Below are 24755 nucleotides of genomic sequence, written 5' to 3' on the forward strand. Positions count from 1 at the left end.
TCCCGCCCATGCAAAAAAGCCGTGCCGCCGTTGACGGCGATACGGCTAAAGGCAAGAAAGTAAAAGCGAGAGAGTCGAGCCAGAGAGTCAAGCCTGAGACTCAAGCCTGAGACTCAAGCCCCACAGGTACCCAAAACGGTACGCAAACCAGACCAGGTACGCAAATCTGTTGAGCTACGCCGATTGCCAGTAAAACCAGCCGTCCCGTCCCCATATAAAAAGGGCAAATGTGTTCAAGCCCCTGACATTACTGGGCCGCGGCGGCTTAGAGCTGAAGCTTCAGCCCGACAGCGGCGCCATGATCCCGGAATGTTACGGAGCGGATGCCGACAAGGGGCGGCAGCTGGCTGCCTACCGGGATGACGATTTCGTCCAGCATCGTCTCCGGCAGCTCCAGTGAACGGATGGAAAGCGACTGCGGAGTAAGGATGAGATCGGGACTTCTCCATTCCAGCTTGTAGCTCGCTTTGGCGCCTACCGTCAGCAGGCTTTTGTACTTGGCGCTTATATCCGCAGCCATGCGCTCTCCGTCGAGTTGTATCCGCACGCCCTCGATTCTCAGCTCTGGTCTGACCTGCGGGTTTTCCGCGAGCTGGGCGCGGACCAGATTGGTGATGTCCTCCTGGGAGAGAAACACCTCGGCTTTGCCGGATTGGATCATCTCGGCGGCCTTGCTTCTGAAGTCCAGCGGAGAGTGGTCCAGCGTCAGCTTCTCCGCCGGCCTGACGTACCAGATCGCCGCTCCTCCCGCCAGCAGCGCCACGACCAGCAGCGAAACAATGAATCCCCCTATGATTTTGCGCATCTCGGATGCACCTCCGTTCGGCCGAAACCGTTTTATTGTGCGCAGGCCTTCTGCGCCCTGTCCCGCCAGCGCTTGGCTTCCATTGACAAAGGTTCGTACGGGGAGTATAACAAAACTACCCATCGGATGCCGCCAAGCCGCGCCGACGCTGCAAGCGGCAGCAGAGGCTCCGCTCCCGGCCGGTTCCCCCTTGAAAGGACGCGTCTCCCAGAAGCGGTCCCGGGTCGGACAGGCAGCCGTACGAACGTGATCAGGACGCACGTCCCGCACAGGGACGTTTTTTCTTATTTTAGCCCTCCCCCATCATCTTGCCAAACGGAAAGGAAGAGAACGCGTATGAATTCCAGCACGCCCCAGTCCCCCGGTCCTCTGCCCGAAGCGGGCAAAGCCAAGGAGGAAGCGGTACGCATCCCTCTCGAGGAGATCATGCATGCCCAGCTGACGCTGAATGAAGTCATTACCCGCACCCCGCTGCAGCCGAACCGCGTCCTCTCCAGCCGTTACAACTGCAACGTGCTGCTCAAGCGGGAGGATCTGCAGGTCGTGCGCTCGTTCAAAATCCGCGGGGCCTACTACCGCATCCGCACGCTGCCGCCGCAGGACCTGGAGAAGGGCGTCGTCTGCGCCAGCGCGGGCAACCACGCCCAAGGCGTCGCTTACTCCTGTCAGACGCTCGGCATCTCCGGAAAGATTTACATGCCCAGCACGACTCCCCGCCAAAAGGTGACGCAGGTCCAGTTCTTCGGCGGCGACCAGGTCGAGATCGTGCTGACCGGCGACACCTACGACGACGCCTATGACGAAGCGATGAAGGAATGCGCCCGCACCGGAGCCGCCTTCATCCATCCGTTCGACGACCGGGCTATCATCGCGGGCAACGGCACGGTCGGAAAGGAAATCATGGATGCGGCCGAGGCGATGCCGGACTACATCTTCGTCACCGTCGGAGGCGGCGGACTGGCGGCCGGAGTCGCTTCCTACATCAAGGCGGTCTCGCCGCGCACGCGCATCATCGGCGTCGAGCCCAAGGGCGCGCCTTCCCTGGATGCCTCGCTGCGCAGCGGGCAGGTCACGCCGCTCGACTCCATCGACAAGTTCGTCGACGGAGCCGCCGTCAAGCGGATCGGCGACCTCACCTTCGCCATCTGCCGCGACCTGCTCGACGATGTCGTGCTCGTGCCGGAAGGCAAGGCCTGCACGACGCTGCTGAGCCTGTACAACGAGAACGCCATCGTCGCCGAGCCGGCCGGCGCGCTGCCTGTGGCCGCGCTGGACATGTACCGGGACGAGCTCGAGGGCAAGACGGTCGTCTGCATCATCAGCGGCGGCAACAACGACGTCGACCGGATGCAGGAGATGAAGGAGCGCTCCCTGATGTACGAGGGACTCAAGCATTATTTCACCGTCAACTTCCCGCAGCGCGCCGGCGCCCTGCGCGAATTCCTCGACGAGGTGCTCGGTCCGGACGACGACATCGTAAGATTCGAGTACACCAAGACGCATAACAAGGAGAACGGCCCCGCCCTCGTCGGCATCGAGCTGAAGAACCGCGAGGACTACGGCAGCCTGGTCAGCCGGATGAACGCCAGAGGCTACCAGTTCATGGAGCTCAACAAGGATCCGGTGCTGTTCGATCTGCTCATCTGAGCCTGCTTGACTGGGCCGCTGCGATTGCGCAGCGGCCTTTTCGGCTTTCTTTGAATTCTTTTCCGCCCGGGCTTGAAGAGGAGGGGGTTCTATAAAAGAAGGGCCTGACGCAGCGGCGGCGGATGCGGCACAATGGACTCATCCCATTCCAGCCGGACTGCTTCCGGCCATCGCCTTCGGGTAGGAGACACATGGAGTCTACTGGATCTTCGCCGCTTCGGCCCTGCTCTATCGCCTCATGCTTCTCCTGCTGGACATGATTTGGAGAAACCGAAGGCGAATGGCGGCTCTCGCAGCTTTATGTTTCGACAGGAAATAAAATCATCATTAAGCTGGATAAGAATTGGTGCGAAGAGAGGTCTTTGACTTCCCTGAAATCGCGCTGAACGGCGAACGGATCCATTCCGAGCCGAGCTCGCACACTGCCATCTCTGCCTAGGCGGCAGGGGAACGATCCGCTTGGCGAAGGAATCCGTCGAGCAGGACCTAGGATAAAAGATAGGGTTTTGTGTGTTTCTGCTTGCCGTGTCTCCGATCCATGCCGGTAACCGAATCCGGCTTCATTCCATGAAAACGCATGAATGTTTATATCTTATCGGACATACGTTCCGCTATTCGAGCATTTTGGCTCGATTTCCAACTTTATCGGACATACGTTCCGCTATTTCAGATTTATTATCTTTATATAAATAGAATTCATATAAATAACGGATCCTATGTCCGATCCTACAGGCAAAACCAGCTATTTAATAAAATAACGGATCTCATGTCCGATCAACTCGATACTGTCACTCTAGTTATGACTCTAGCTATGATTCTGGTTCCTGCTTCTGCTTCTGCTTCTGCTTCTGCTTCTGCTTCAGCTTCAGCTTCTGCTCCTGCTCCTGCGCCTGCGCCTGCGCCTGCGCCTGCTCCTGCTCCTGCTCCTGCTCCTGCTCCTGCTCCTGCTCCTGCTCCTGCTCCTGCTCCTCCTAAATGGTAATCCCTACCGCAATCCCACTCTGTTTCGACCATTCCCATTCGCATAAAGGGATTATGCTTGCAGATCCTCCGTCTCATTCCGGCCGAGCAGGAAACCAAAAGCCCCCGAAGTTATCTTCGGGGGCTTACCGATATCCACAAGCTGAATCTCAATCCGTCTACAAAGGGATCCGCAGCATCGACATTGCTTTAAGGCTAGATCCGATGCTTGCGCGCATCGAGAATGATGCCGGCCGTCTCCTCGATTGCCCGATCCGTCACGTCGACGACAAGGCAGCCGAGCCGACGGAACAGGCTGCGGGCGTGCTCCAGCTCCTCCGCCACCCGCTCGAGGCTCGCATAGCTGACGCTGGAAGGAAGCCCCATCGTCTTGAGGCGCTCGATGCGGATATTGATCAGCTTTTCCGGGTCCATCGTCAGGCCGACAAAGACGCTGCGCGGAAGCTCGAACAGCTCATCCGGTGGCTTCACCTCCGGCACAAGCGGATAGTTGGCCACCTTGTAGCCTTTATGCGCTAAATAGATGCCGAGCGGAGTTTTGGAGGTGCGGGAAACGCCCAGCAGGATGAGATCGGCCTGGTTCCAGCCGGCTATATGCTGGCCGTCATCGGCCTTGACCGTGTACTCGACGGCTTCGACGCGGTCGAAGTAGGCCTCATCCATCCGGTGCAGGCCGGCTTCTCCCTTCGGCAAGGAATCGAAGGCCTGCACGAATCCTTCCATCGCAGGACCCATCACATCCACCGCGCGCACGCTCAACCGGACGGATTCCTGGCGAAGCATCTCACGCAGCTCCGGGAGCACGAGCGTATACACGACAAGGCTGCCGGTCGCGGCAGCGCGCTCCATCAGCTCCCGGACCTCATCCTCCGACTTGATGTTCGCCCAGCGCTCCGTCCGGACCTTCTGCGCCTCGAATTGCCTGATCACGGCCCGTGCGACCGCCTCCGCCGTCTCTCCGGCCGAATCGGATGCGACCATGATCGTTTTCATATCATCTTCCAAGCTTCATCCTGCCCCCTAACCGCCCGTGCCGGGCTTCAGCCTCTCGACGAAGCCTCATAGAATAGCCGCATGACCGTTGTTTTCGTAATTCTCCCGATGACCTCGACCTTGTCGGCCGGATCGCCCGCATGCGGCTGGACGACGGGCAGGCCGTCGATCTCGGAAGCAATCATCTTGCCCATGGCGTCACGGACGGTATCGTCGGGCGACACCGTTACGAGGTTGGGGTACCTCGTCATGACGAATCCGAGCGGCATGGCGGAAGCCTGCGGGTTGCCGAGCGCCACCTTGAGCAGATCCTTCCGCGAGACAATGCCGGCCAGACAGCCGGATCCATCGATGACGGTCAGGCTCCCCACATTCTCCAGAAAGAGCGTCACGACGGCGTCGCTCACGGTCGCCGTCTCCCGCAGCGCCACAGGCACGCCCATCACCTCGCGGACCGGCAGCATCGAAGCGTCGGCCGCAGTTCCAGGACGGGAGAGGCTTTCCTCGGCCTCGCCGAGAAAGTACCCTACCTTGGGCTTGGCGTCAAGATGGCCCAGCATGACGAGCAGTCCAAGATCGGAACGGATCGCCGGACGGGTGACCCCGAGCAGCTCCGCGATCTGCTCGCCCGTGATCGGAGCGCGCCTGCGCACCGTCTCCACGATTTTCTGTTGCCGGGTTGATAGTTTGATCGCCGTTCCCTCCGCTCGCTTCATTCTATTTTCATTGTAACCGATGCCGATATTTTTTCACACTGGGAGGCGTGGACGGCTGGCCGAGGGGGGAGCGCATGGCTCAGACTAGAGCACGATCCCTGCTTCCTGCTTCACGCGGCTGTGCCGGCTGTCGGGACATCAAGGCAATAGGCCATACAAGCCCTCCAAGCCTTGTTTTTGCCGCCAAATGGGATGGAGCTGCTGCTTACCTGTTTACCTGTTTAACCTGTACACCTGTTTTGCCTCTATTGCGAGTTTGCCTGTTTTACCTGTTTTGCTTCTAATGCGAGTTTGCCTGTTTTACCTATTTAACTATTTGCCTGTTTACCTGCTTTTCCTCTATTGCGAGTTTGCCTGTTTTACCTGTCTTGCCTATTCAACTATTCTCCTGCTTACCTATTTGCCTGCTCACCTATTTGCCTGCTTGCCTGTTTCACCTGTTTATCTGCTTACCTGTTCATCTGTTTTGCCTGCCTAACTACATCGCCTGTATCGCCGGTGGCGGCTCCGCTGATTGAATTTGCTTCGTAGATGGTGCCGACTCCGACACTTCTGCCGAGTCCATGGCTCGCGCAGCCTGCGTCTTCTGCGCTTCCTCTGCCGCCAGCGCCGCCTGAGCGGCCGCGATCCGGGCCATCGGAATACGGTAAGGCGAGCAGCTGACATAATCGAGGCCGATGGAGTGGCAGAAGAAGATGGAATCCCTGTCTCCCCCATGCTCCCCGCAAATGCCGGTCTTGAGCCCGGGACGAGCTTCCCGTCCTGCTTGGGCGGCCATGGCGATCAGCTGCCCCACGCCTTCCGCATCCAGCACCTGGAATGGATTATGCGGCAGCAGACGCCGCTCAACGTAATGGGCCAGGAATTTGCCCTCGGCATCGTCGCGGCTGTAGCCGTAGGTCATCTGCGTCAAATCGTTCGTGCCGAACGAAAAGAAATCCGCATGAGCCGCGATGGATCGAGCAGTCAGCGCCGCCCGCGGCACCTCGATCATCGTGCCGATGGAAATGGGGCAAGCCTGACGCTGTCCAGGGGTTAGCAAGAGAGCAATGACCTCTTCGATATCGGCGCGCAGAAGGCTGAGCTCCGCAGCCGTCCCGACAAGCGGCACCATGATCTCCGCCTTCACGTCCACGCCGCGCGCAAGGCAGGCGGCGGCAGCCAGACAGACGGCCTCCGCCTGCATGCGGTAGATTTCCGGATGAACGATGCCGAGCCGGCAGCCTCGCTGCCCCAGCATCGGGTTGCTCTCGCGCAGCGAATCCGACATGCGCAGCAGCCTCTGCAGCCGGCTGCGCTCCTCTTTCTCTAGATCGGCTTCCAGCTTGCGCTGAAGCTCCTCTTTTCCCGGGAGGAACTCATGCAGCGGCGGATCCAGCAGGCGAATCGTCGATGGAAGGCCATCCATCGCCTCGAATATCGCCTCGAAGTCCTGCTGCTGCATCGGCAGCAGCTCGGCCAGAGCCTCCTCCCGCTCCGCCGTCGTCTCGGCCGCGATCATGCGCTGCATGACCTTCAGCCTCTCGGGGGCAAAAAACATATGCTCTGTCCGGCACAGCCCGATGCCTTCGGCTCCGAAGCCGCGAGCCGTCCGGGCATCCTCCGGCGTATCGGCATTGGCGTACACGGCGAGCCGGCGGATTCCGTCGGCCCAGCCGAGCACTTCCAGCAGCTCCTCCGTGGCAGCCGGCTCCCGCAAAGGCACTTGGCCCGCGATGACGCGTCCGGCACCTCCATCGAGAGTGATCCAATCTCCTTCCCGAATGAGCTGCCCGCCAGCCTTCATCCGCCTGCCCTCCAGATCGACGGCCATATCCTCGCAGCCGCATACGGCGGGCTTGCCCATGCCTCGCGCGACGACCGCCGCATGGCTTGTCATCCCGCCCCGGCTCGTCAGGATGCCCTCGGCCGCCAGGACGCCGTGAATATCGTCAGGCGTCGTCTCCGGCCGCACGAGAATGACCGGCTTCCCTTCGCGAGCCCAGGCGTCGGCGCGGTCCGCATCGAATACAGCCATACCGATCGCCGCTCCGGGAGACGCCGGCAAGCCGCAGGCCAGCGGCCGTACCCCTGCGGTTTCATCGATGCCCCGGTGCAGCAGCTGCTCCAGATGGGAGATGTCCATCCTGCGCACCGCTTCCTCTCGGGCAATCCGGCCTTCGCGGACCAGATCGACGGCTATCTTCAAAGCAGCCTGGGCATTGCGCTTGCCCGTCCGGGTCTGGAGCAGGAAGAGGCGTCCGTGTTCGACGGTGAACTCGATGTCCTGCATATCCCCATGCAGCCGCTCCAGCTTGGCGCACCAGCCGGCGAGCTCCTCATATACGCCCGGCATGGCGGCGGCAAGCTCGCTGATCGGCCGCGGCGTCCGCACGCCGGCGACGACATCCTCGCCCTGAGCGTTCACGAGGAACTCCCCGTACAGGCTGGCGTCTCCCGTGGATGGGTCGCGGGTGAAGACAACTCCCGTCCCGCAATCCTCGCCCCGGTTGCCGAACACCATGCTCTGAATCGTCACTGCCGTACCTTGCGAATCGGAAAGCCGATTGATGCGCCGATAGACCTTAGCCCGCTGGTTGTTCCACGAGCGGAACACAGCCTCGACCGCCATTCGCAGCTGCTCCCTCACATCCTGCGGAAACGGCCTGCCCGACTCTTGCTGGATGCAGGCTTTATAGGAGGAGATCAGCGCTTTCCAAGCATCCGCGCTCAGCTGCTGGTCCTCCCTGCAGCCTTTCTCCCGCTTCAGCTTCTCCAGCAGCTGCTCGAAGCGCCAGCTGTCCAAGCCGAGCACAACCTCCCCGAACATCTGGATCAGCCGGCGGTAGCAATCGTACGCGAACCGCTCGTTGCCGGTCGATTCGGCCAGCGCCTCCACCGTCTCGTCGCTCAGCCCCAGATTGAGAATCGTATCCATCATTCCGGGCATGGAGGCCACCGCGCCCGAGCGGACCGATACGAGCAGGGGATTCATGCGGTCCCCGAATTTCTGTCCGGTCTTATTTTCCAGCGCAAGGAGGGCATCCGAGATCTGCGCCCACATTTCTTCGGCAAGATGCTCGCCGAGGCGGAAATAATCCCGGCAAGCCTCGGTCGTCACCGTAAAGCCTGGAGGCACCGGAACGCCGGCTGCCGTCATCTCGGCCAGATTGGCTCCTTTTCCTCCGAGCAGCTCCTTCATCCCGATATTTCCTTCTTCGAAAAAATAGGCATACTTGATCGCCATCGCCTACTCCCTCCCTTCCGGACGGCCGGCTGCCTGCTCGCGGCAATTCAAGGATTCGCACACGCCGTAGAAGGTTTTGACTCCGTTCGTAGGAAGGGTATACATGATTTCGTTGCAATGCTTGCACAAAACAAGTCCATATTCGAGCGGGGCTGCGGAAACGGCTTTCGGCTGAGCGTTCATCCTGTCCATCTCTCCTGTCGCAAATTGGATTACCGGGCGCCGCCGGCTTCTTGAGCTTGCTTGCTGGACGGCTGCTCGCAGCAGCCTCGGGCGATCAGCGCCGCCAGATCGATGACACGGCAGGCATAGCCCCATTCGTTGTCATACCAGGCCATGAGCTGGATGCTCCGGTCGCGGACCATCACGCTGAGCCCGTCCACGACGGCCGACTTGGAGCAGCCGATATAGTCTGCCGACACAAGCGGCAGCTCGCTGTAGCCGACATAAGCGCCCAGCTTGCCTGAGGCTGCATCCCGAAAGACAGCCTTTACCGCCTCTTCGCCGGCATTCGTCTCCAGCACGAGCTGCAGCTGCAGCAGTGAAACGTCTGCCACCGGCACTCGGACCGCCGTGCCCTGAATGCGGGATGCCAGCTCCGGCAGCACCTCTTTCAGCGCCTTCGACATGCCCGTCGCGGCCGGCACGATCGAGGAGCCGCAGGCTCGGGCACGGCGCAGGTCGCGATGCGGATTGTCCATATGGTTCTGGTCGTTCGTGAACGCATGGATGGAAGTCGCCCATCCCTCGCGAATGCCAAAGGCTTCATGAACAAGCTTCAGCACAGGCGCCAGACAGTTCGTTGTGCAGGAGGCGGCGGATACGATCCGATGCTCCATAGGGTTGAAATCCGCTTCGTTGACTCCCATTACCGCGGTCAGATCGGCTTCGCCGGGAGAAGTGAGCAATACTCTGGAAGCGCCTGCGCTTAGGTGCAGATCCAGCATCGCTCTGGCCGAAAACGCTCCTGTGGCGTCGATGACAAGCCCGATCTCCAGCTGTCTCCACGGAAGACGGGAAGGGTCCCTCTCCGATACGAGCGCCAGCCGGCTGCCATTGATCAGCAGCTCCTGCTCGCTGGCAGCGGCGATATCCGCTTTCCAGCGGCCGTGCACCGTGTCGTATTCCAGCAGATGGGCCAGCGCGGCGGCCGTGCAGGTCGTATTGACCGCAACGAGCTCGATTCCGTCCTTCTTCAGGTCGATCAGGCGCCTGATGCACAGCCTGCCGATTCTTCCGGTTCCGCTGATCGCAACTTTCATTCCCATCCCTCCATTTCCCGCAAATATGATGCCTATTATTCAATATGACGCCTCATAGGGTATGAAAAGTCCTTCCCGCCGCGTTCATTCCGAAGCAGATGATGAGCTTCTCGCTGTGCTTCTTCAACGCCAGAATCCTTCGCCGCTCCAAGCAGATCGGCACTCGCACATCGACAGGCGCACCCATGAGCACATTCGCAGGCACACCCATGAGCACATTCGCAGGCACACCCATAAGCACATCTACATGCACATCCATAAGCACTTCCATAAGCACATTCATAAGTACATTCATAAGCGCGCATCGGCACTAGCGCTTCGATAAGCACACCCACCTCCGGTCAGACTGCCGCCTCGCGGCCCCCGTCGACGACCTTGAGCGACAAGTCATGACGCGTCTGGATATGCCGCAGCGTGCGGGTTTCGGCGCGCATCACGACTGAGTGGGTCCAAACCGTTCCATCCGGAAGATAGCGGACTCCGTCGAGGAAGTCTCCCTGCGTGATGCCCGTTGCCGCGAAAATAACGTCGCCGGTTCCGACCATGTCGTCCATGCCCAGGACGCGGCTGGCGTCGGCGATTCCCATTGCGGCGCAGCGTCCGGCCTGCTCCTCGTCCTCAGGCAGCAGCCTTCCTTGCAGCTCTCCTCCAAGGCATCTCAGCGCCGCCGCTGCCAGCACGCCTTCCGGCGCTCCTCCGGAACCCGCATAAATATCCACGCCGGATTCGGGATAACAAGTCGCCATCGCTCCCGCCACGTCTCCGCCTGGAAGCATCCGGATCCGGACGCCAAGCTTCCGCAGCTCGCTGATCGCCGCTTCATGCCGCTCCCTGTCGAGGATGGCGACCGTGAGCTCGGTGAGCGGCTTGCCAAGCTCTCGGGCCGCTTTGCGCATGGTGACGGACAGCGGATCCAGCAGGCTGAGCTTGCCCGAGAGCGCGGGTCCGACAGCGAGCTTCTCCATATACATATCCGGAGCGTGGAGCAGGCTTCCCCTCGGCGCCATCGCCAGCACGGACAAAGCCCCGTTCAAGCCGCGAGCCGCCAGCTCCGTCCCTTCCAGAGGATCGACGGCCACGTCGACTTCCGGACCGCTGCCGCGGCCGACGCTCTCGCCGATGTACAGCATCGGAGCCTCATCCATCTCGCCTTCGCCGATGACCACCGTGCCGCGGACAGGAACCGATCCGAACATCCTCCTCATCGCTTCCGTCGCGCTGAGGTCCGCCTGATTTTTGCTGCCCCTTCCAACCCAGGGCGCCGATGCCAACGCGGCCAACTCCGTTACGCGCACAACTTCCAATGCCAGTTCCCGCTCCATGCCCTCGTCCCCTTCTTCTTTTCTACTGCCGGATCGCATCCGGATCTTTCCGGAATTAATGTATCATATTTTATATATGACGCACAATAGGCGAATAAAGCATTATTAATGACTCCTAATGGAATTTGCCTCCCGTTGAATACTGGGAGGATAGTCTATTAAGCCTGCCTTGGAAGATTGCTTTGTTCCCTTTGCAAATAAATAGACCGCTCATTCAAGGCGGCCTAGCGAGATTCTAAGGGAATTCCATGGGGATGCAGACATTCCTTGGGGATGCAGACATTCCATGGGGATCGGACAGTCCATGGGGACCAGACATTCGATGGGGATCGGACACTCAATCCGTTAATTTGTTTTCCCAAACCATTCCATCCCGGTCTGCATTGAATATTCGAGTCAGGTACTCGAAAACATACTTGTCTTTGCGTTCCGGACATACGATCCGTTATTCGGCCGAAAACCAACACATTCCTATACGGATCGGACATACGATCCGTTATTTGTGAACTATTAACTATATAACGATACAAACTGTAGAAATAACGGATCCTATGTCCGATAAATGCGTCCATGAGCGAAAACCTCGAAAATAACGGATCCTATGTCCGATAGGTCAATGAGGTTGCTTGCATAAGCATGAGCAGTCTCAGGGAATGAGGTTGCAAACCAATAACGCCTTTCTGTCGGATAGGTCAACAATGGGCGCCGGTTCACTTCATCCCTTTTTCTTCTCCCCGCACTCTCCCTTTCTCTCCTAATCCCCCCTTCTCTTTACCAGTCTCTCTCCTTTCTCTCCTTTCTCTCCTTTCTCTCCTTTCTCTCCTTTCTCTCCTTTCTCTCCTTTCTCTCCTTTCTCTCCTTTCTCTCCTTTCTCTCTGCTCTCCTCCACTCTCCCTTTTCTTCATCGTCCTCTCTAATTTCTCCCGTACTCTCCCTTTTCTTCATCGTCCTCTCTAATTTCTCCCGTACTCTCCCTTCTCTTCACCGTCCTCTCTAATTTCTCCCGTACCCTCCCTTCTCTTCACCGTCCTCTCTAATTTCTCTCGTACTCTCCCTTCTCTTCACCGTCCTCTCTAATTTCTCTCGTACTCTCCCTTCTCTTCACCGTCCTCTCTCCTTTCTCTCTTTCTCTCTTTTTCTCTTTCTCTCTTTCTCTCTTTCTCTCTTTCTCTCTTTTTCTCTTTCTCCTCTCTCCCCCTCCGCCCTTCTTTTCGGTCCACCCTCCTCCCGCTGCATCACGCCGCCCGTCCGCTTGAAAACTCCCCCAAACCCAAAAAAGGCCGTCCCCAAGGGACGGCCTGAAGGCCTCTGGCCTCTAAAAACCATCTGGTTTCCGCTTATCTCCCGTCCAACACAAGCACTCGCCTCGGCGAAACGCCTCCTACCAGGCGTATGCGTTCGGAGCTTCCCCGCCCGGGCCGGGGAAGATTTCGTCGATCCGCTGCAGGACGGATTCGTCCAGCTGCAGCTCGACCGCGCGCAGGGAGCGCTCGAACTGCTCCAGCGTCCGCACGCCGATGATCGGCGCCGTCACAGCCGGCTGATGCAGCAGCCAGGCCAGCGACACCAGGTCCTCCGTCTCGCCCAGCTCGTCGCACAGACGGCCATACTGCTCCAGCTGGTCCTTGTGCTTCTCCCAGCGCTTGTCGCCGCTGCGCTGGCCGGCGTCGCCGCGGCGGATGTTGCCGGAGAGCAGGCCGCCGTCGAGAGGGCTCCAAGGAATGACGCCGATGCCGAGCGCCTTGGCGGCAGGCAGCACCTCGAGCTCCGGCAGGCGGGTCAGCAGGTTGTACTTGTGCTGCTCCGAGACAAGCCCCAGGAAGCCGCGGGCTTTGGCCTCTCCCTGCGCGACCGCGAGATCCCAGCCGGCGAAGTTGCTGGAGCCGACGTAGCCGATCTTGCCTTGGGCGACAGCCGTCTCGAAGGCCCCCCACAGCTCGTCCCAGCGGACGCTGCGGTCGATATGATGCATCTGGTACAGCTCGATGTGATCCGTCTGCAGGCGGGTCAGCGAGCCCTCCAGATGGCGGCGGATCTTGTAGGCGGACAGTCCGGCTTGCCTGTTGGGGCCGTCATGGCTGTCGTGCATGTCGCCATAGGCTTTCGTCGCGAGCACGGTCCGTTCCCTGCGGCCGCCTCCCTGGGCGAACCAGCGTCCGATGATCTCTTCCGTCCGGCCGGAATTCTCGCCCCAGCCGTAAATATTGGCGGTATCGAAAAAGTTGATGCCGGCATCCAACGCCGCGTCCATGATGGCGAAGGCATCCTTCTCCTCCGTGCCGACGCCGAAATTCATCGTTCCCAGGCACAGGCGGCTCACCTTGAGCCCCGTTCGTCCGAGCGTAGTGTATTCCATCGCTTTCCAACTCCTTTTTTCGAGTGAAATGAGGATCTATGGCAAGATGGCTGGCAGACTATTCCTTTATACCATAAATCGATGCCGCGCATAATCTGCGATGCGAATCAGCCGATGCCGCCGTTTGGATGACGCCAAAAACAACCCTCCCGGCAAATTTCAAAATCTCCATCTCCTTCTGATCTTACGTTTACAAGAGGCCCGTATACTGGAAGACAGACATATTTACGCCCCAGGAGGTGCCACCGTGACCATGCAGCACGCAGAGCTTCCGCACCGGCAGCCCAAGCTGATGATCCTGTACGCTTCTTATGGAGAAGGCCATCTTCAAGCCGCTCTGGCCGTGAAGGAATCGCTCGCCCGCAAAGGCAACGACCGGACGGTGCTGATCGATCTGATGGCCGAAGCCCACCCGCTTCTGAATGAGATGACCCGTCTCGCCTACCGCTCCAGCTATACGGTCATGCCCGGCTTATACGGCTGGCTCTACGACCGCACCCGGCCGATGAAGCCGGATTCCAGGTTCGGAGCATGGCTGCATTCTTTCGGGCGCAGCAAGCTGCGCCAGGTGCTCCTGCGCGAGCGTCCCGACGCGGTGCTTCATACCTTCCCCTTGTTCGCCGGCCTCGCCTTCAAGCATACGCTTCTTCCCGGAATGCTCACCGCAGCCGTCGTCACCGACTTCGATCTTCATTGCCGCTGGGTGCATCCCGGCATCGACCGCTACTATGTGCCTACCGAGGACTTCGGCCGGGAGCTTCATGCTCTGGGCATCGCCGGCTCGCGCATCTGCGTCAGCGGCATTCCGGTCAAAAAGGGCTTCCGCATGCAGGAGAGCTCCGAGCGGGCAGCGGAGCCGTTCGCACGCTACGGCCTCGACCCCCGCCTGCCGCTCGTGCTGATTATGGGCGGAGGCAGCGGCGTCATGAGCGGAATCCTCGACGCCTGCAGCCGCCTCCTGAGGATGGAGAATCTCCAGATCGCCGTTGTCTGCGGACGGAATGAAGCTCTCCGGGCATCGGCTGCCCGCAGGTTCGAGCGGCATCCGGAGCGGCCGCGGCTGCATCTGTTCGGCTATGTCGAGACGATGCCCGAGCTCATGCCCCTGGCCTCCTGCCTCGTGACCAAGCCCGGCGGCCTCACGCTGGCCGAAGGGCTGGCCGCCGGGGTTCCGCTGTTCGTCTATCGCCCCGTGCCGGGACAAGAGCTCGGCAACGCCTCCTACCTCGCTTCCAAGGGAGCCGTGGAAATCGTCCGGTCCCCCGCCCGGCTCGCGGAGGAAATCATGAAACTCTTTGCCAGTCCCGAACGTCTTACCGAGAGAAGGTCCGCAAGCTCCTCTCTGGGCCTCCCCGGCGGCGCGGATGCCGTCGCCGAGGATTTGCTATGGCGTCTGGGCGGGTATACTTAATGGCAACAGGCCTTACCAGCCGAGCAAGGAGGAACCCGTCCATGAATCGATTCCTGAACCGCTCCCTTGGCATCGGAGGAACCGAGATCCCCCTCTATGCCGTCATTCTTCTGCTCGTGGAATTCGCGCGCGGTGCCGTCCTGATCAGCTTCCTGCCCTTGTACGGCAAGCGTGAGCTCGGCCTTACGCTGGATGCGGTAGGCGCCGCCATTACGGCGCATTATCTCACCGATACCGTGCTCAAGATGGCCATCGGCTATTTGCTGGACCGGTTCTCCATCCGCTTCGTCGTCATGGCGGGCATGGTCGCATCGGTCGCCGGCGTCGTTCTTCTTCCCTTCGCGGACGTTCCCTGGCTGTTCATCGTCGCGGCCGCCATTTACGGAATCGGAATCTCGCCGATCTGGATCGTATGCCTGACCCAGGTGACAGAGGAGCGGAGAGCGGCCCAGATGGGATTTTTATACATGATCTGGCTTGGGGGACTTGGCGCCGGGCCGATTGTGTGTAATATAGTAATGGACCACAGCAGCCGCGCGGCTTATCTGATGATCCTCTCCAGCGTCTTGCTGGCGTCGGCGCTGTCGCTCTTCATCAGCGGACAGCAGCGCTCGGCCGTCGAGCGGGTGCCGCTGCGGGAGCAGCTGCCCGCCATGAAGCAGCGATTGTCACAGATCAAGCTGCTGCTTCCGGGCATGGTGCTGCAGACGGCCGGCGCCGGCATGCTCGTGACCGTGCTCCCGACGCTGGCCACCGGCCGGCTGGGCCTGACCGGCGCCCAATACTCCCTCCTGCTGACAGCCGGAGGCGTATTCACGCTCGCCGGGCTCGTCCCGTTCGGGAAGCTGTCGGACCGGCTGCGGTCGTTCCGCCGCTGGTTTCTCGTCATCGGCTTTTTCGCCGTCGCGGCCGCGCTCTATGCTCTCGCCTACGCTTCGGGCCTATGGCTCTGCATCGTCATCGCCGCTCTGCTGGGCTTGTCCTATGCAGCCGTCCTGCCGGCATGGAACGCTTTGCTCGCAGCCTACGTTCCTCCAGGCCAGCAAGGACTCGGCTGGGGGCTGCTCAGCACCGTGGAAGGCGTCGGCGGCATGGTCGGACCGGTCCTCGGAGGGCTGATCGCGTCCTGGCGAGGAGAGCCCTTCGTCGTCTGGATCAGCGCTCTGCTGTTCGGATTGATCGGCGTCTGCTACTGCTTTCTCCCGCTGGCCGAAGCCGGCAAGCTCGATCCCAAATAGAACAGGTTGTGTAAAGCATGAGCATCGTCCAGGATTGGATCCGCGAAATCAAGACCATGAACCCCCAGCAGCTGGAGCATTCGCTGCAGCAGTTTTCCTCCTACGGCCCTTTGCCGGGAATCCTGCTGCCGCTCGCCGAGGCATTCATGCCTTTTTTGCCGCTGTTTCTGTTCATTGCGGCCAATGCCAATATTTACGGCTTGGGCTGGGGCTTCCTCTATTCCTGGATCGGCGTCTCTGCGGGTTCCATCTGCGTCTTCTGGATCGCGCGCTCCATGGGCGGCGGCCTCGGGATGTGGCTGGAGCGCCGATTTCCGCGCGTGGGCGTCTTCTTCGACTGGCTGGAGCGCCGGGGCTTCACGCCGATCTTCCTGCTCGCCTGCTTCCCGTTCTCTCCTTCGGTGCTCGTCAATATCGCATCGGGCCTCAGCAGCGTCCCGTTCCGCACCTTCTTCGTCGCGGTCGTGCTCGGCAAGGCGGTCATGATCTTCATCATCTCCCTGCTGAGCTTCAATATCGGCGATCTGGCCCCGTGGCGCATCGTGCTTGCCGTATGCGTCATTGTCGTCATGTGGCTGGGCGGAAAAAGACTCGAAACCCGTTACTTGGCCAAATAAGACAAGCCCTGTCCGGCGGGAGGCAACTGGAAATCGTGTCGCTGCCGACGGCTCTGTTTTTCCGATCGCTGTCGCCGTCAGCCCCCGGTTTCTCCGATCGCTGCGCTGTCGGCGGTTGAAATCCGGGGGACACAGGCGACCGCATCCGCTTACCACAACGAATTCGCGCTTACGCTCTTTTTCAGCGGCCCCGTCCGGCAGACGGGGCTTTTTTTTGGCGTTCGCGCCTTGCCGCCCGCTCGGCTGTCTGTCCGTAAAGTCCGGCTTCCCTTCCCGTCAGGCATCCCTTTCCCGTCTATGGTCGATATTGGCCGCTTCGATGCCGATTAGGGGCCGCTTCGCCTACACAAACTGTAAAGGCATCTCCCGCGAAAGGAGGATGGCCATGTCCGGCGAACAGCCTTCATTCAAGCAGACCTTCGCGCGCAAAGCCCAGTCGGAAGCAGATCGCTCCGGCAAGGGCAAAGCCGCGGCCAGCGCCAAGCAGTCCGAAGCGGATGCCGCCGCTGTCCGCAAGCACGGCGTCTAACCAGACCCTATACACTCAGGAGGGATCGCATGAGCGAGAAGCCTAGCCATAACGAAATGGAGCCGATCTCGGGGGAGCATGTCGAGGTCGACGGCGTTTATACGAACCAGTGGGGCCGTCAGGAAAAGCTGCAGCGCGGCGATGCCTTCCCCGCGGATCCGATGTGGGGAACGACGGAGTGGAAGCTGGCCGAGCTTGAATTCAGCAACCATCATGCCGGCCATACGGACCCTCGCGAAATTCCGCATGACAGCGCGAACGACCCCGAGAACCACTTGCAGCATCCGCGCCGCCACAAGCACAAAGAGCATCGCGGAGACGAATAAGCGATGCGCAAAAGGCGTACCCTCTTGATGGTGGGTACGCCTTTTTTACGGCGGCCAAGCGGAACTCATTGCCGAAGCCGAACGGATCAATTCTTGATTTGGCTCGGCTCCGCTTCTTCGGAGGCGGCAAGCGCCGGGCGGCCGTCCTCCGCCTCCCGGTCCCTGCTGTGCACCTGATCGATGATCTTCTCCAGCCGACGGAGATGATAGCCGTATTCGAACAGCGCGGCGGCGACGAACACGAGCCGCCGGTGCTGATCCGGATCCTCCCGCAGGTAATCCGTCAGCTGCCGGGCCAGCCTGGTTCCGGTAATCGCTTCCGATGGCACGCAGGCATGCGGCTTGATTTTCCCGTCCAGCTTGAGCAGCAGATGCTCATGGTACTTGGTCAGCTCCTCGATCTGGGCATCCAGCTTGACCGCCCAATCCTCCGCTCCGGGAGAAGCGAAGTAATGCTCCTCCACGACGTCCAGCAGATCGGCTCCCTTGGTGACCGCCTTGATGAGCTGCTTGGCCAGCAGCAGCTGGCGCGCCCGCTCGGCGCGGCTGGAAGCCCGCAGGGAGCGCTCGTCCACGAGCACCTTGTAGCGTTCGTCCAGCTTGCCGATCGTCCCGTGCAGCTTGGCCTTCTCGTCGTTGTACACCTGCTCTTTCATCTCGTCGGAGATGGAGGTGCGCAGGAGCAGCGACAGCTGCTGGTAGGAGCGGTGCACGTCGCTGTGGAACTGCTTGCGCGGCCTCGGCGGGAAGACGAGCACGTTGACGGCGAATGCCGCGCCCATGCCGGTCAATACCTGGAGGAAACGCTCCACGGCGAACATCCAGCCGGTCGCATTGGCTTCCATGACGGCCACGACAGTCACGAGCGTCAGCCCCACCGTCGATTCCATTTTCAAGCGGATGCTGACGAGTATGACGGATATGATGACAATGCCGACCGCGATCGGATTGTTGCCGATGAGCTGAACGGCTCCCAGCGCGATCATCGCGCCGAGCAGATTGGTCTGGAATTGGTCGCTCACCTGCTGCCAGGAGCGGAAAATGGACGGCTGCAAGGTGAATATGGCTGACACGGCAGCCAGAATCGGAGAGCTGAACTGGAAGAGCTCGCTCAGGTAGATGGCCAGCGCAACGGCGATGCCGGTTTTTAGCACTCGGGCCCCGATGGTCATAAGGGTTGAAATCCTCCTTCTCAGGCAGCGAATGGGTATGCTTGCTTCTCCTCTTATACCCTGTTGCTCCATTGCCTGTAACGTATCCCATGCCCGCTCGAATTCGGGCAACTGCTATATTGTACATTTTTTTCATTTCAATTTATACCTGGCCCCGGCATGACTCCCTGTCTGGAGACAGACCCGCGCCGCTTGGATCAAAAAAGAAGCGCGGACCGGGCATGAATCCCGATCTGCGCTCCCATCTGCACCCCTTGCTCCGCGCTTCTCCGCTCCGGCTTCGCGTCACGAGCCCAGGCCGCCCAGAGAGCTTCTTCTCGCGTCCGCGCAGTAGGGCAGATAGATCTGGAACGAAGTTCCCTCTCCCAGCTCGCTCGCCACCCGGATCCTTCCCTTGTGGTTGTCCACGATCTTGTAGGACACCATCAGGCCAAGCCCCGTTCCTTTGTCCTTGGTCGTATAAAAGGGCTGGCCCATCTTGGACAGCTGCTCCTCGTCGATGCCGGGCCCCTCGTCCTTGACCGTGACGAGCACCTCTTCCTCGCTGAGCTCGGTGGCGATGATGATCTTGCCTCCTTCGACCATGACCTCGATCGCATTTTTGAGCACATTGATGAACACCTGCTTCACCTGCGGCTCGACGCCGTATATCCAGAGCGGCTCCGATCCGTAGACGGCCTCGATCTCGATGCCGTAGAGGGAAGCTTGAGACTCCAGAAGCAGCACGGTGTCGAGCATGATTTCGCGCACGTCGGTATAATCCATCTCATATACCTGCGGTTTGGACAGCATCAGCAGCTCGCTGACGATGTTCTCGATCCGGTTGAGCTCGGATTTCATGATGTCGAAGTAGGGACTGCCGGACGTTCGGCCGCTTGCGATCAGCTGCAGAAACCCTTTCAGCGAGGTGAGCGGATTGCGGATCTCATGCGCGATTCCGGCTGCGAGCTGCCCGGCCACATAGAGTTTCTCGGAGTTGATCAGAAGCTCCTCGTTTTTCTTGCGCTCGGATATGTCGCGGATGATGACGATCGCCACCGGCTGGCCGGAGAAGGTCGATTCCGAATGAATCAGCTCCGTGCTGATCGGCCGGCCTCCCAATGTGAGCCAGTCCAGCTCGATCGCGACCGCGGGAGCTTGGGGGGACGGCTTGCCTGATTGCTTGCCACCGCGCGGGTGGCGGGCCAGATGGCTGCGCAGGCGCTCGTGGCTGTCCGGACACAGGAACCGGTAGACCGACTTGCCGACCATGTCGGATTCATCCGCAGCCTCGAACATCCTCAGTCCGGAACGGTTCACGAATTCCCACTTGCCTCCGCTGATGACGGCAATCATATCGATGGAATTCTCCACAAGCAGCTTGTAGCGCTCATTGATCAGCCCGTAGCGGCGGTCTGCAACCCAGGCGACGATGCTGAAGCTGAAGATGATGACCGCTGCAAGGGCAAGCAGCAGCCCCATGAACATCAGGTACTGGTCGATCCGGGCGGTCGGCTGCTCCGACGAGCCGCGGCCGTAGCTGAGGGACTCCAGGGCGAGCAGATGGAAGGCGATCGCCCCTGTTCCGAAGACGAAGCTGGCCGGAAACCGGCGTTTGCCCCCATGCTTCATATAGACATGCAAGGAGGTGTAGGTGCCGGCCAGCAAGACGGCCAGACCGGCGGCCAGCAGCGATGGATTCAAGTCGAAAAGCCGGACATGATGCATCAAGACGCACATGTAGTGCATGAAAGCGACAGAAGAGGCGATGATCAGGGAAGAAAGCGCCAGTCGGAGTTTGCTCGTCTCCCCGTCTCCAAGCAGCAGAAAGGCGGAATAAGCCGCTCCTCCAAGCAGGAACAACGCCAGGTAGGATTCCGACGTAATCGATACCAGGTAATTGGAAGCCAGCATGGCGACGAAATGCATGGACCACACGCCGAGGGCGAATACGGCTGAGGATCCGAGAAACCAGTAATGGCGGAACGGGCGGCGGCTGTTCAAATTACCAACCATGCTGAACATCGTATAGGCGGAGAAGACGATGATCGTATAAGCTAAGGACATGTAGAAGGCATGGTCAAGCTGCATCGTCGAGATCATCCCGTTCTGTATAAGAAATGGGCTGCAAAAAAATGGATTTTGCCTTGGAATTCGACGTACCCGCGAAAAATCCTTTTGGAATGAACAATCGTCTTTCCGGCTAAGACGTTCTATCCGCTCACCGCAGCAGCAGATGAAAGGAATCCGCCCATGAAAAAAGAAAGGTTCGATATTTACGACGAGAGCTGGACGCGCATCGGAACGGCCACCCGCGCCGAAACGCACCGGCTCGGCCTGCGCCACCGCTCCTTCCATTGCTGGCTCGTCCGCGGCGCCGGCGAAGGCGCCCTCATCCGCTTTCAGAAGCGGCAGCAGAGCAAGGACACCTATCCCGGCCTGTACGATATTACGGCCGCCGGGCATCTGTCCGCAGGGGAGGATATCCGCGATGCCGTCCGCGAGCTTGAGGAGGAGCTTGGAATATCCGCCGCTTATGAGGATCTGCTGCCGCTCGGCTATTCGGTCGAAAGGTCGGAGGGGATAGCGGGAGGCGTTCCTTTCGTGGATCACGAACGATCGGAGGAGTTCGCCCTGCGCTGCGCCCTCCCCCTTTTGGAGCACCGGCTCCAGCATGAGGAGGTAGCCGGAATCTACGAGGCTCCTGCCGAGGGACTGATCGGCTTGTTCGAAGGCAGGCTGGACGAGCTAACCGTCCAGGGAGCCGAATGGCCCGAGCTCGCGGGAGAGGGAGCCGATACGGCCTTATCCGAATCCGGGCTTGTCCCGGTCACCCGTAACTTGCGCTCCGAGGACTTCGTTCCTCGTCCGGCCGGCTACTACGCCTCGCTGTTCCGGCGCCTCAGCGAGCTTCCTTGAACCAAAAAGCCTTGCCTTCTCCATCGGGAGCCGGCAAGGCTTTTTTGGGCTAGGCGCGCCGGGGCCGGCCGCCTTCACGCAGACGGATTCGCCATGCGAGCGGCGATGTAGATTGCGCCGCCGGCTGCTGCGGGAGCATGCAGGGATAGCGCATGCGGCAATGCTATCGGGAGCTGCCCGGCAGCTTGCTCGAATGCAGGCCGCCTCTGCCCTGCCGGGCTGCTTTGGCTGTTTTCACGGCTTTCGCGATTTTGGCAGCCTTGGCGCCTTGGCTGTTTGCACGGCTTTCACGGCTTTCGCGATTTTGGCAGCCTTGGCGCCTTGGCTGTTTGCACGGCTTTCGCGGCTTTCGCGGCTTTGGCAGCCTTGACGGTTTTGCCGGCTTTGCCAGCCTTCGCAGCTTTGCGGGCCGCTCCTCGGGCAGCCTTTCGGGCTGATCCCGTACCCGCTTTGCGGGCGCCTCCGCGCCTGGAAGCCTTCTTGCGGACATTTCCCGCCGGAACGATGCTGCTCAGCAGGCCGGGAATCGGTCCCGGAGCTCCCGGCCCGGGCACTCCGCCTCCGAAGCCGCTCAAGCCCGGCATGCCGGGCATTCCGGGCATGTTTCCCATGCCTTGCATTCCGGGCATCGTTCCCATGCCTTGCATACCAGGCATGAAGCCGGGCTGCGGCGATAGGCCGCCCGGGAATCCGCCCGACCCCTGGCTCCGCTGCCAGTTGGAGTACCAGTTGTCGATCATGCCGTGAATCTGGTAGAAGTAGGTCGAGCGCGGGGCGATGTCCAGATCCCGCAGGATAGGCTCGCTCAGCACCTCGGAGCCGGCATCGTGGATGCAGGCGTGGATGTGCTCGATGAAGCGCCCCAGGTCATCCGCCGTCGCAAAGGACTGCGGCTGGTAGCGGACGCGCATCTCGCCGTTCCCGTCGTAGCAGGAGGACATGCGGATGCCTTGCGGAACTTCGCTCCACGGAGCCACCAGCGACATGTCGAGCCCTTGGCCGCGGTACCAGTCGAGCACCTTGCGGATATATTGCCGATGGAAGTTCAGGAACCTGTCTCCCCATCCGATCGGGGGATTGTCGTTGTCCATGACATGGTTGGCATGATGCCACCGGCGGTGTTCTTCAAGCAGATCGCTTGGAAAATTGGGAATTATCATCGTGGAAGGCCCTCCCTGGTCCATAGGTTGCTACCACAGGATATGCAGCCGCCCTCGGGCTAGTGCCTTCCGCTCCCCTCAGCTCCGGTCGTCGTAATAACGGTGCTCCGCGTGCATCCGCCCGTCCGACAATTCCAGAATGCCGTAAGAATAGCGGGGCTGGCGCCTCTTCTGGACCGGAGAGCCGGGATTGAACAGCAGCAGGTCTCCCTCCCGCTTGCTGTAAGGAGCATGGGAGTGGCCGAACAGAATCAGGCCGACCCCGTCGTCGGGAAAATGGGACCGCGCCTTCTGCTCCGTCCATCGGCCTTGGCCCAGATCGCCGTGAACGATGCCGATCCGGCAGCCCGCGAGCTCGATCAGCTTGCGCCTGCCGTAGCGGCGCACGAGCTCGGGACCGTCATTGTTGCCCGCTACTCCGTCCACCGGCGCGATGTCTTCCAGCAGGCCGGCGACGCGGGGATGCGTCCAATCTCCGGCATGTAGGATATAATCCACTCCCCGCAGCCCTTCCACAAGCGCATCCGGCAGCTTGGATGCCGAAGCGCCAAGATGCGTATCCGACACGAGTCCAATCCGCATGGGTCCATCCCCTTTCTTCTCGCAGCTTTGGTTCCAGCTTAGCACAAACAGGATCCGTCCCGATACGCTTCAACAACGCTTTCCGCGCCGGCGGCGATTCGTATTCCGCGGGGCCGCTCTGGTACAATAAGAAGACCGCTACGGCGGCATCCGAACAAGAACAAGGGGGATCGAGCAGACCCGCCGGCGCCGCTTCGGCAAGAGGGCTGTATTCGCCATGAGCCATAACATACCCAATAAGCTTCGCGAAGCCGCCGCCCATCTGGAGAACCGCTTCCAGGAACGCGAGGAGCTGATCCGCGTTCTCCTGCTGGCGCTGATGAGCGGCGAACATCTGATGCTGGTCGGGCCTCCGGGCTCCGCCAAGTCCCAGCTCGCCCGGAGCGCTGCCGCCCTGTTCGGCAGCAGCCGCAGCTTCGATTATCTGCTGACCCGGTTCACGACGCCCGACGAGCTGTTCGGTCCCGTCTCCCTGCAGCAGCTCAAGCAGGACCGGTACGTCCGCCAGACGCAGGGTTATTTGCCCGAAGCCCGCTTCGCCTTCCTCGATGAGATCTTCAAGGCGAGCAGCGCCATCCTGAACTCGCTGCTCTCGATTCTGAACGAGCGGATCTTCTACAATGGAGCGGAAGCCAAGGAAGTGCCCCTGCTCTCGCTCATAGCTGCGTCCAACGAGCTGCCGGAGGAGCAGGAAGGGCTCGCCGCCCTATACGACCGCTTCCTCTTCCGCTACGAAACCCGCTATCTCCAGCAGATCGCCAGCTTCGAGCGGATGTTCCAGGGGCCGGATACGCCGCCTCCCGCACTGCTCGATGCCGGCGATGTCCGGCGCATCCAGGATGCCGCCGCCGGGGCCGCCCTGCCGGAGCCCGTGCTCGTCATGCTGTTCCGGCTCAAGACTTTGATGGAAGAAAAGGAATATATCCTATCGGACCGCCGCTGGCGCCGGATCGGCCGCACCTGGCAGGTAAGCGCCGCTATCCACGGCCGCGATGCCGTCAGCGTCTGGGATACGGTGCTGACTCCGCATCTGCTCTGGGACTTCCCCGAGGACCTCGAGGAGCTGCGCGGCATTTTTGCCGGCGTCTGGCAGGAGCTGCTCGCCAAGGAGATGGACAAGGAGCTGCCTCTGGCCTCCTACCGCGACACGCTCCAGAAATGGCTGTCCCGCGAGGAAGAGCTGAGCGGCTTCCAATTCCGCAAGGAGGTCGGCTCTTCCCTCGGCCGCACGCAGGCGGAACGGCTCGTTTCAATGACGGACGAGGCGAGAAGCGAGCTCGAGGAAACGGCCCGTTCCTTGCAGGGACGTCTGGTCGCCTGGCAGGAGAAGGAGAAGCAGCTGCCCGCATGGATCGAGTCGCAATCGGTTTTCATCCTTCATGCCGACGAATACGCCGTCCGCTTCACGCATCTGCGCATCGGAGGCGAGAAGGTCCTGCAGCAGCTCCAAGGTCTGTACCGCACTTTGTTCGACAAGGATATTCCCGGCGTTTCCTATGACTATACCCTTTGAC

The 24755-nt window shown here is 60.5% G+C and carries 23 protein-coding genes; 8 read left to right on the forward strand and 15 right to left on the reverse strand.

Going from position 1 to position 24755, the window contains the following annotated elements; genetic code table 11:
- Positions 1-265: 265 nt before the first annotated feature.
- Positions 266-805: a hypothetical protein gene (locus CIC07_RS22390; protein ID WP_076357883.1), complete on the reverse strand. Its 540-nt coding sequence runs from the start codon at positions 803-805 to the stop codon at positions 266-268.
- Positions 806-1231: 426 nt separating this feature from the next.
- Here CIC07_RS22390 and ilvA point away from each other — a divergent pair, with 426 nt between their 5' ends.
- Positions 1232-2452 (forward strand): threonine ammonia-lyase IlvA, encoded by a 1221-nt coding sequence (gene ilvA / locus CIC07_RS22395; protein ID WP_234992991.1) that lies wholly within the window; start codon positions 1232-1234, stop codon positions 2450-2452.
- Between the two features lie 1176 nt (positions 2453-3628).
- Here the strand turns inward: ilvA and CIC07_RS22400 are convergent.
- The 10 genes from CIC07_RS22400 to CIC07_RS22445 form a co-directional block, all read right to left on the reverse strand.
- Positions 3629-4426 (reverse strand): pyruvate, water dikinase regulatory protein, encoded by a 798-nt coding sequence (locus CIC07_RS22400; protein WP_076358055.1) that lies wholly within the window; start codon positions 4424-4426, stop codon positions 3629-3631.
- Between the two features lie 47 nt (positions 4427-4473).
- Complete coding sequence (locus CIC07_RS22405) at positions 4474-5142, reverse strand: helix-turn-helix transcriptional regulator (protein WP_076357880.1); 669 nt, start codon at positions 5140-5142, stop codon at positions 4474-4476.
- Between the two features lie 478 nt (positions 5143-5620).
- Positions 5621-8368, reverse strand: a complete 2748-nt coding sequence (gene ppdK, locus CIC07_RS22410) for a pyruvate, phosphate dikinase (protein ID WP_076357879.1) — start codon at positions 8366-8368, stop codon at positions 5621-5623.
- A 3-nt stretch (positions 8369-8371) separates the two neighbouring features.
- Positions 8372-8551, reverse strand: coding sequence for a GapA-binding peptide SR1P (locus tag CIC07_RS22415; protein WP_076357878.1), 180 nt, complete (start codon positions 8549-8551; stop codon positions 8372-8374).
- Positions 8552-8580: 29 nt separating this feature from the next.
- Positions 8581-9630: a type I glyceraldehyde-3-phosphate dehydrogenase gene (gap, locus tag CIC07_RS22420; protein WP_076357877.1), complete on the reverse strand. Its 1050-nt coding sequence runs from the start codon at positions 9628-9630 to the stop codon at positions 8581-8583.
- A 52-nt stretch (positions 9631-9682) separates the two neighbouring features.
- The gene (locus CIC07_RS22425; RefSeq protein ID WP_076357876.1) at positions 9683-9889 is read right to left on the reverse strand and encodes a hypothetical protein; all 207 of its coding nucleotides are present in this window, start codon (positions 9887-9889) and stop codon (positions 9683-9685) included.
- An 82-nt stretch (positions 9890-9971) separates the two neighbouring features.
- Positions 9972-10952, reverse strand: a complete 981-nt coding sequence (gene glpX / locus CIC07_RS22430; RefSeq protein WP_076357875.1) for a class II fructose-bisphosphatase — start codon at positions 10950-10952, stop codon at positions 9972-9974.
- 771 nt (positions 10953-11723) lie between these two features.
- Complete coding sequence (locus tag CIC07_RS22435; RefSeq protein WP_217696600.1) at positions 11724-11897, reverse strand: hypothetical protein; 174 nt, start codon at positions 11895-11897, stop codon at positions 11724-11726.
- A 128-nt stretch (positions 11898-12025) separates the two neighbouring features.
- Positions 12026-12172 (reverse strand): hypothetical protein, encoded by a 147-nt coding sequence (locus CIC07_RS22440; RefSeq protein WP_157741970.1) that lies wholly within the window; start codon positions 12170-12172, stop codon positions 12026-12028.
- Between the two features lie 161 nt (positions 12173-12333).
- On the reverse strand, positions 12334-13308 hold the full coding sequence (locus tag CIC07_RS22445; RefSeq protein ID WP_076357873.1) for an aldo/keto reductase: 975 nt from the start codon (positions 13306-13308) through the stop codon (positions 12334-12336).
- Between the two features lie 253 nt (positions 13309-13561).
- Between CIC07_RS22445 and CIC07_RS22450 the strand changes: the two genes are divergently transcribed.
- The 5 genes from CIC07_RS22450 to CIC07_RS22470 all read left to right on the forward strand — a co-directional run bounded on the left by CIC07_RS22450 (position 13562) and on the right by CIC07_RS22470 (position 17429).
- Entirely contained in the window at positions 13562-14719 is a 1158-nt protein-coding gene (locus CIC07_RS22450; protein ID WP_076357872.1) for an MGDG synthase family glycosyltransferase, read from the forward strand.
- Positions 14720-14760: 41 nt separating this feature from the next.
- Positions 14761-15957, forward strand: coding sequence for an MFS transporter (locus CIC07_RS22455; RefSeq protein ID WP_076357871.1), 1197 nt, complete (start codon positions 14761-14763; stop codon positions 15955-15957).
- A 17-nt stretch (positions 15958-15974) separates the two neighbouring features.
- Positions 15975-16574 carry a TVP38/TMEM64 family protein gene (locus tag CIC07_RS22460; protein ID WP_076357870.1) on the forward strand — a complete coding sequence of 200 codons (600 nt, stop codon included), beginning with the start codon at positions 15975-15977 and terminating at the stop codon, positions 16572-16574.
- 385 nt (positions 16575-16959) lie between these two features.
- Entirely contained in the window at positions 16960-17103 is a 144-nt protein-coding gene (locus tag CIC07_RS22465) for a hypothetical protein (RefSeq protein ID WP_021879327.1), read from the forward strand.
- A gap of 29 nt (positions 17104-17132) precedes the next feature.
- Positions 17133-17429 (forward strand): hypothetical protein, encoded by a 297-nt coding sequence (locus tag CIC07_RS22470; protein ID WP_021879326.1) that lies wholly within the window; start codon positions 17133-17135, stop codon positions 17427-17429.
- A gap of 86 nt (positions 17430-17515) precedes the next feature.
- Here the strand turns inward: CIC07_RS22470 and CIC07_RS22475 are convergent, their stop codons facing one another.
- Positions 17516-18601, reverse strand: a complete 1086-nt coding sequence (locus CIC07_RS22475; RefSeq protein ID WP_076357869.1) for an FUSC family protein — start codon at positions 18599-18601, stop codon at positions 17516-17518.
- Between the two features lie 285 nt (positions 18602-18886).
- Positions 18887-20671, reverse strand: a complete 1785-nt coding sequence (locus CIC07_RS22480; protein ID WP_076357868.1) for an ATP-binding protein — start codon at positions 20669-20671, stop codon at positions 18887-18889.
- Positions 20672-20833: 162 nt separating this feature from the next.
- On the opposite strand from CIC07_RS22480, the gene CIC07_RS22485 reads away from it, so the two are divergent.
- Positions 20834-21499, forward strand: a complete 666-nt coding sequence (locus CIC07_RS22485; protein ID WP_076357867.1) for an NUDIX hydrolase — start codon at positions 20834-20836, stop codon at positions 21497-21499.
- Positions 21500-21786: 287 nt separating this feature from the next.
- Here the strand turns inward: CIC07_RS22485 and CIC07_RS22490 are convergent, their stop codons facing one another.
- Together CIC07_RS22490 and CIC07_RS22495 are read right to left on the reverse strand one after the other, a co-directional pair.
- Positions 21787-22659, reverse strand: a complete 873-nt coding sequence (locus CIC07_RS22490) for a hypothetical protein (protein ID WP_076357866.1) — start codon at positions 22657-22659, stop codon at positions 21787-21789.
- Positions 22660-22737: 78 nt separating this feature from the next.
- Entirely contained in the window at positions 22738-23241 is a 504-nt protein-coding gene (locus tag CIC07_RS22495) for a metallophosphoesterase family protein (RefSeq protein WP_076357865.1), read from the reverse strand.
- A gap of 217 nt (positions 23242-23458) precedes the next feature.
- Here CIC07_RS22495 and CIC07_RS22500 point away from each other — a divergent pair, with 217 nt between their 5' ends.
- The gene (locus CIC07_RS22500) at positions 23459-24754 is read left to right on the forward strand and encodes an AAA family ATPase (protein ID WP_076357864.1); all 1296 of its coding nucleotides are present in this window, start codon (positions 23459-23461) and stop codon (positions 24752-24754) included.
- Position 24755 lies beyond the last annotated feature (1 nt).

The organism is Paenibacillus sp. RUD330 (assembly GCF_002243345.2).
Lineage (GTDB): Bacteria > Bacillota > Bacilli > Paenibacillales > Paenibacillaceae > Paenibacillus_O.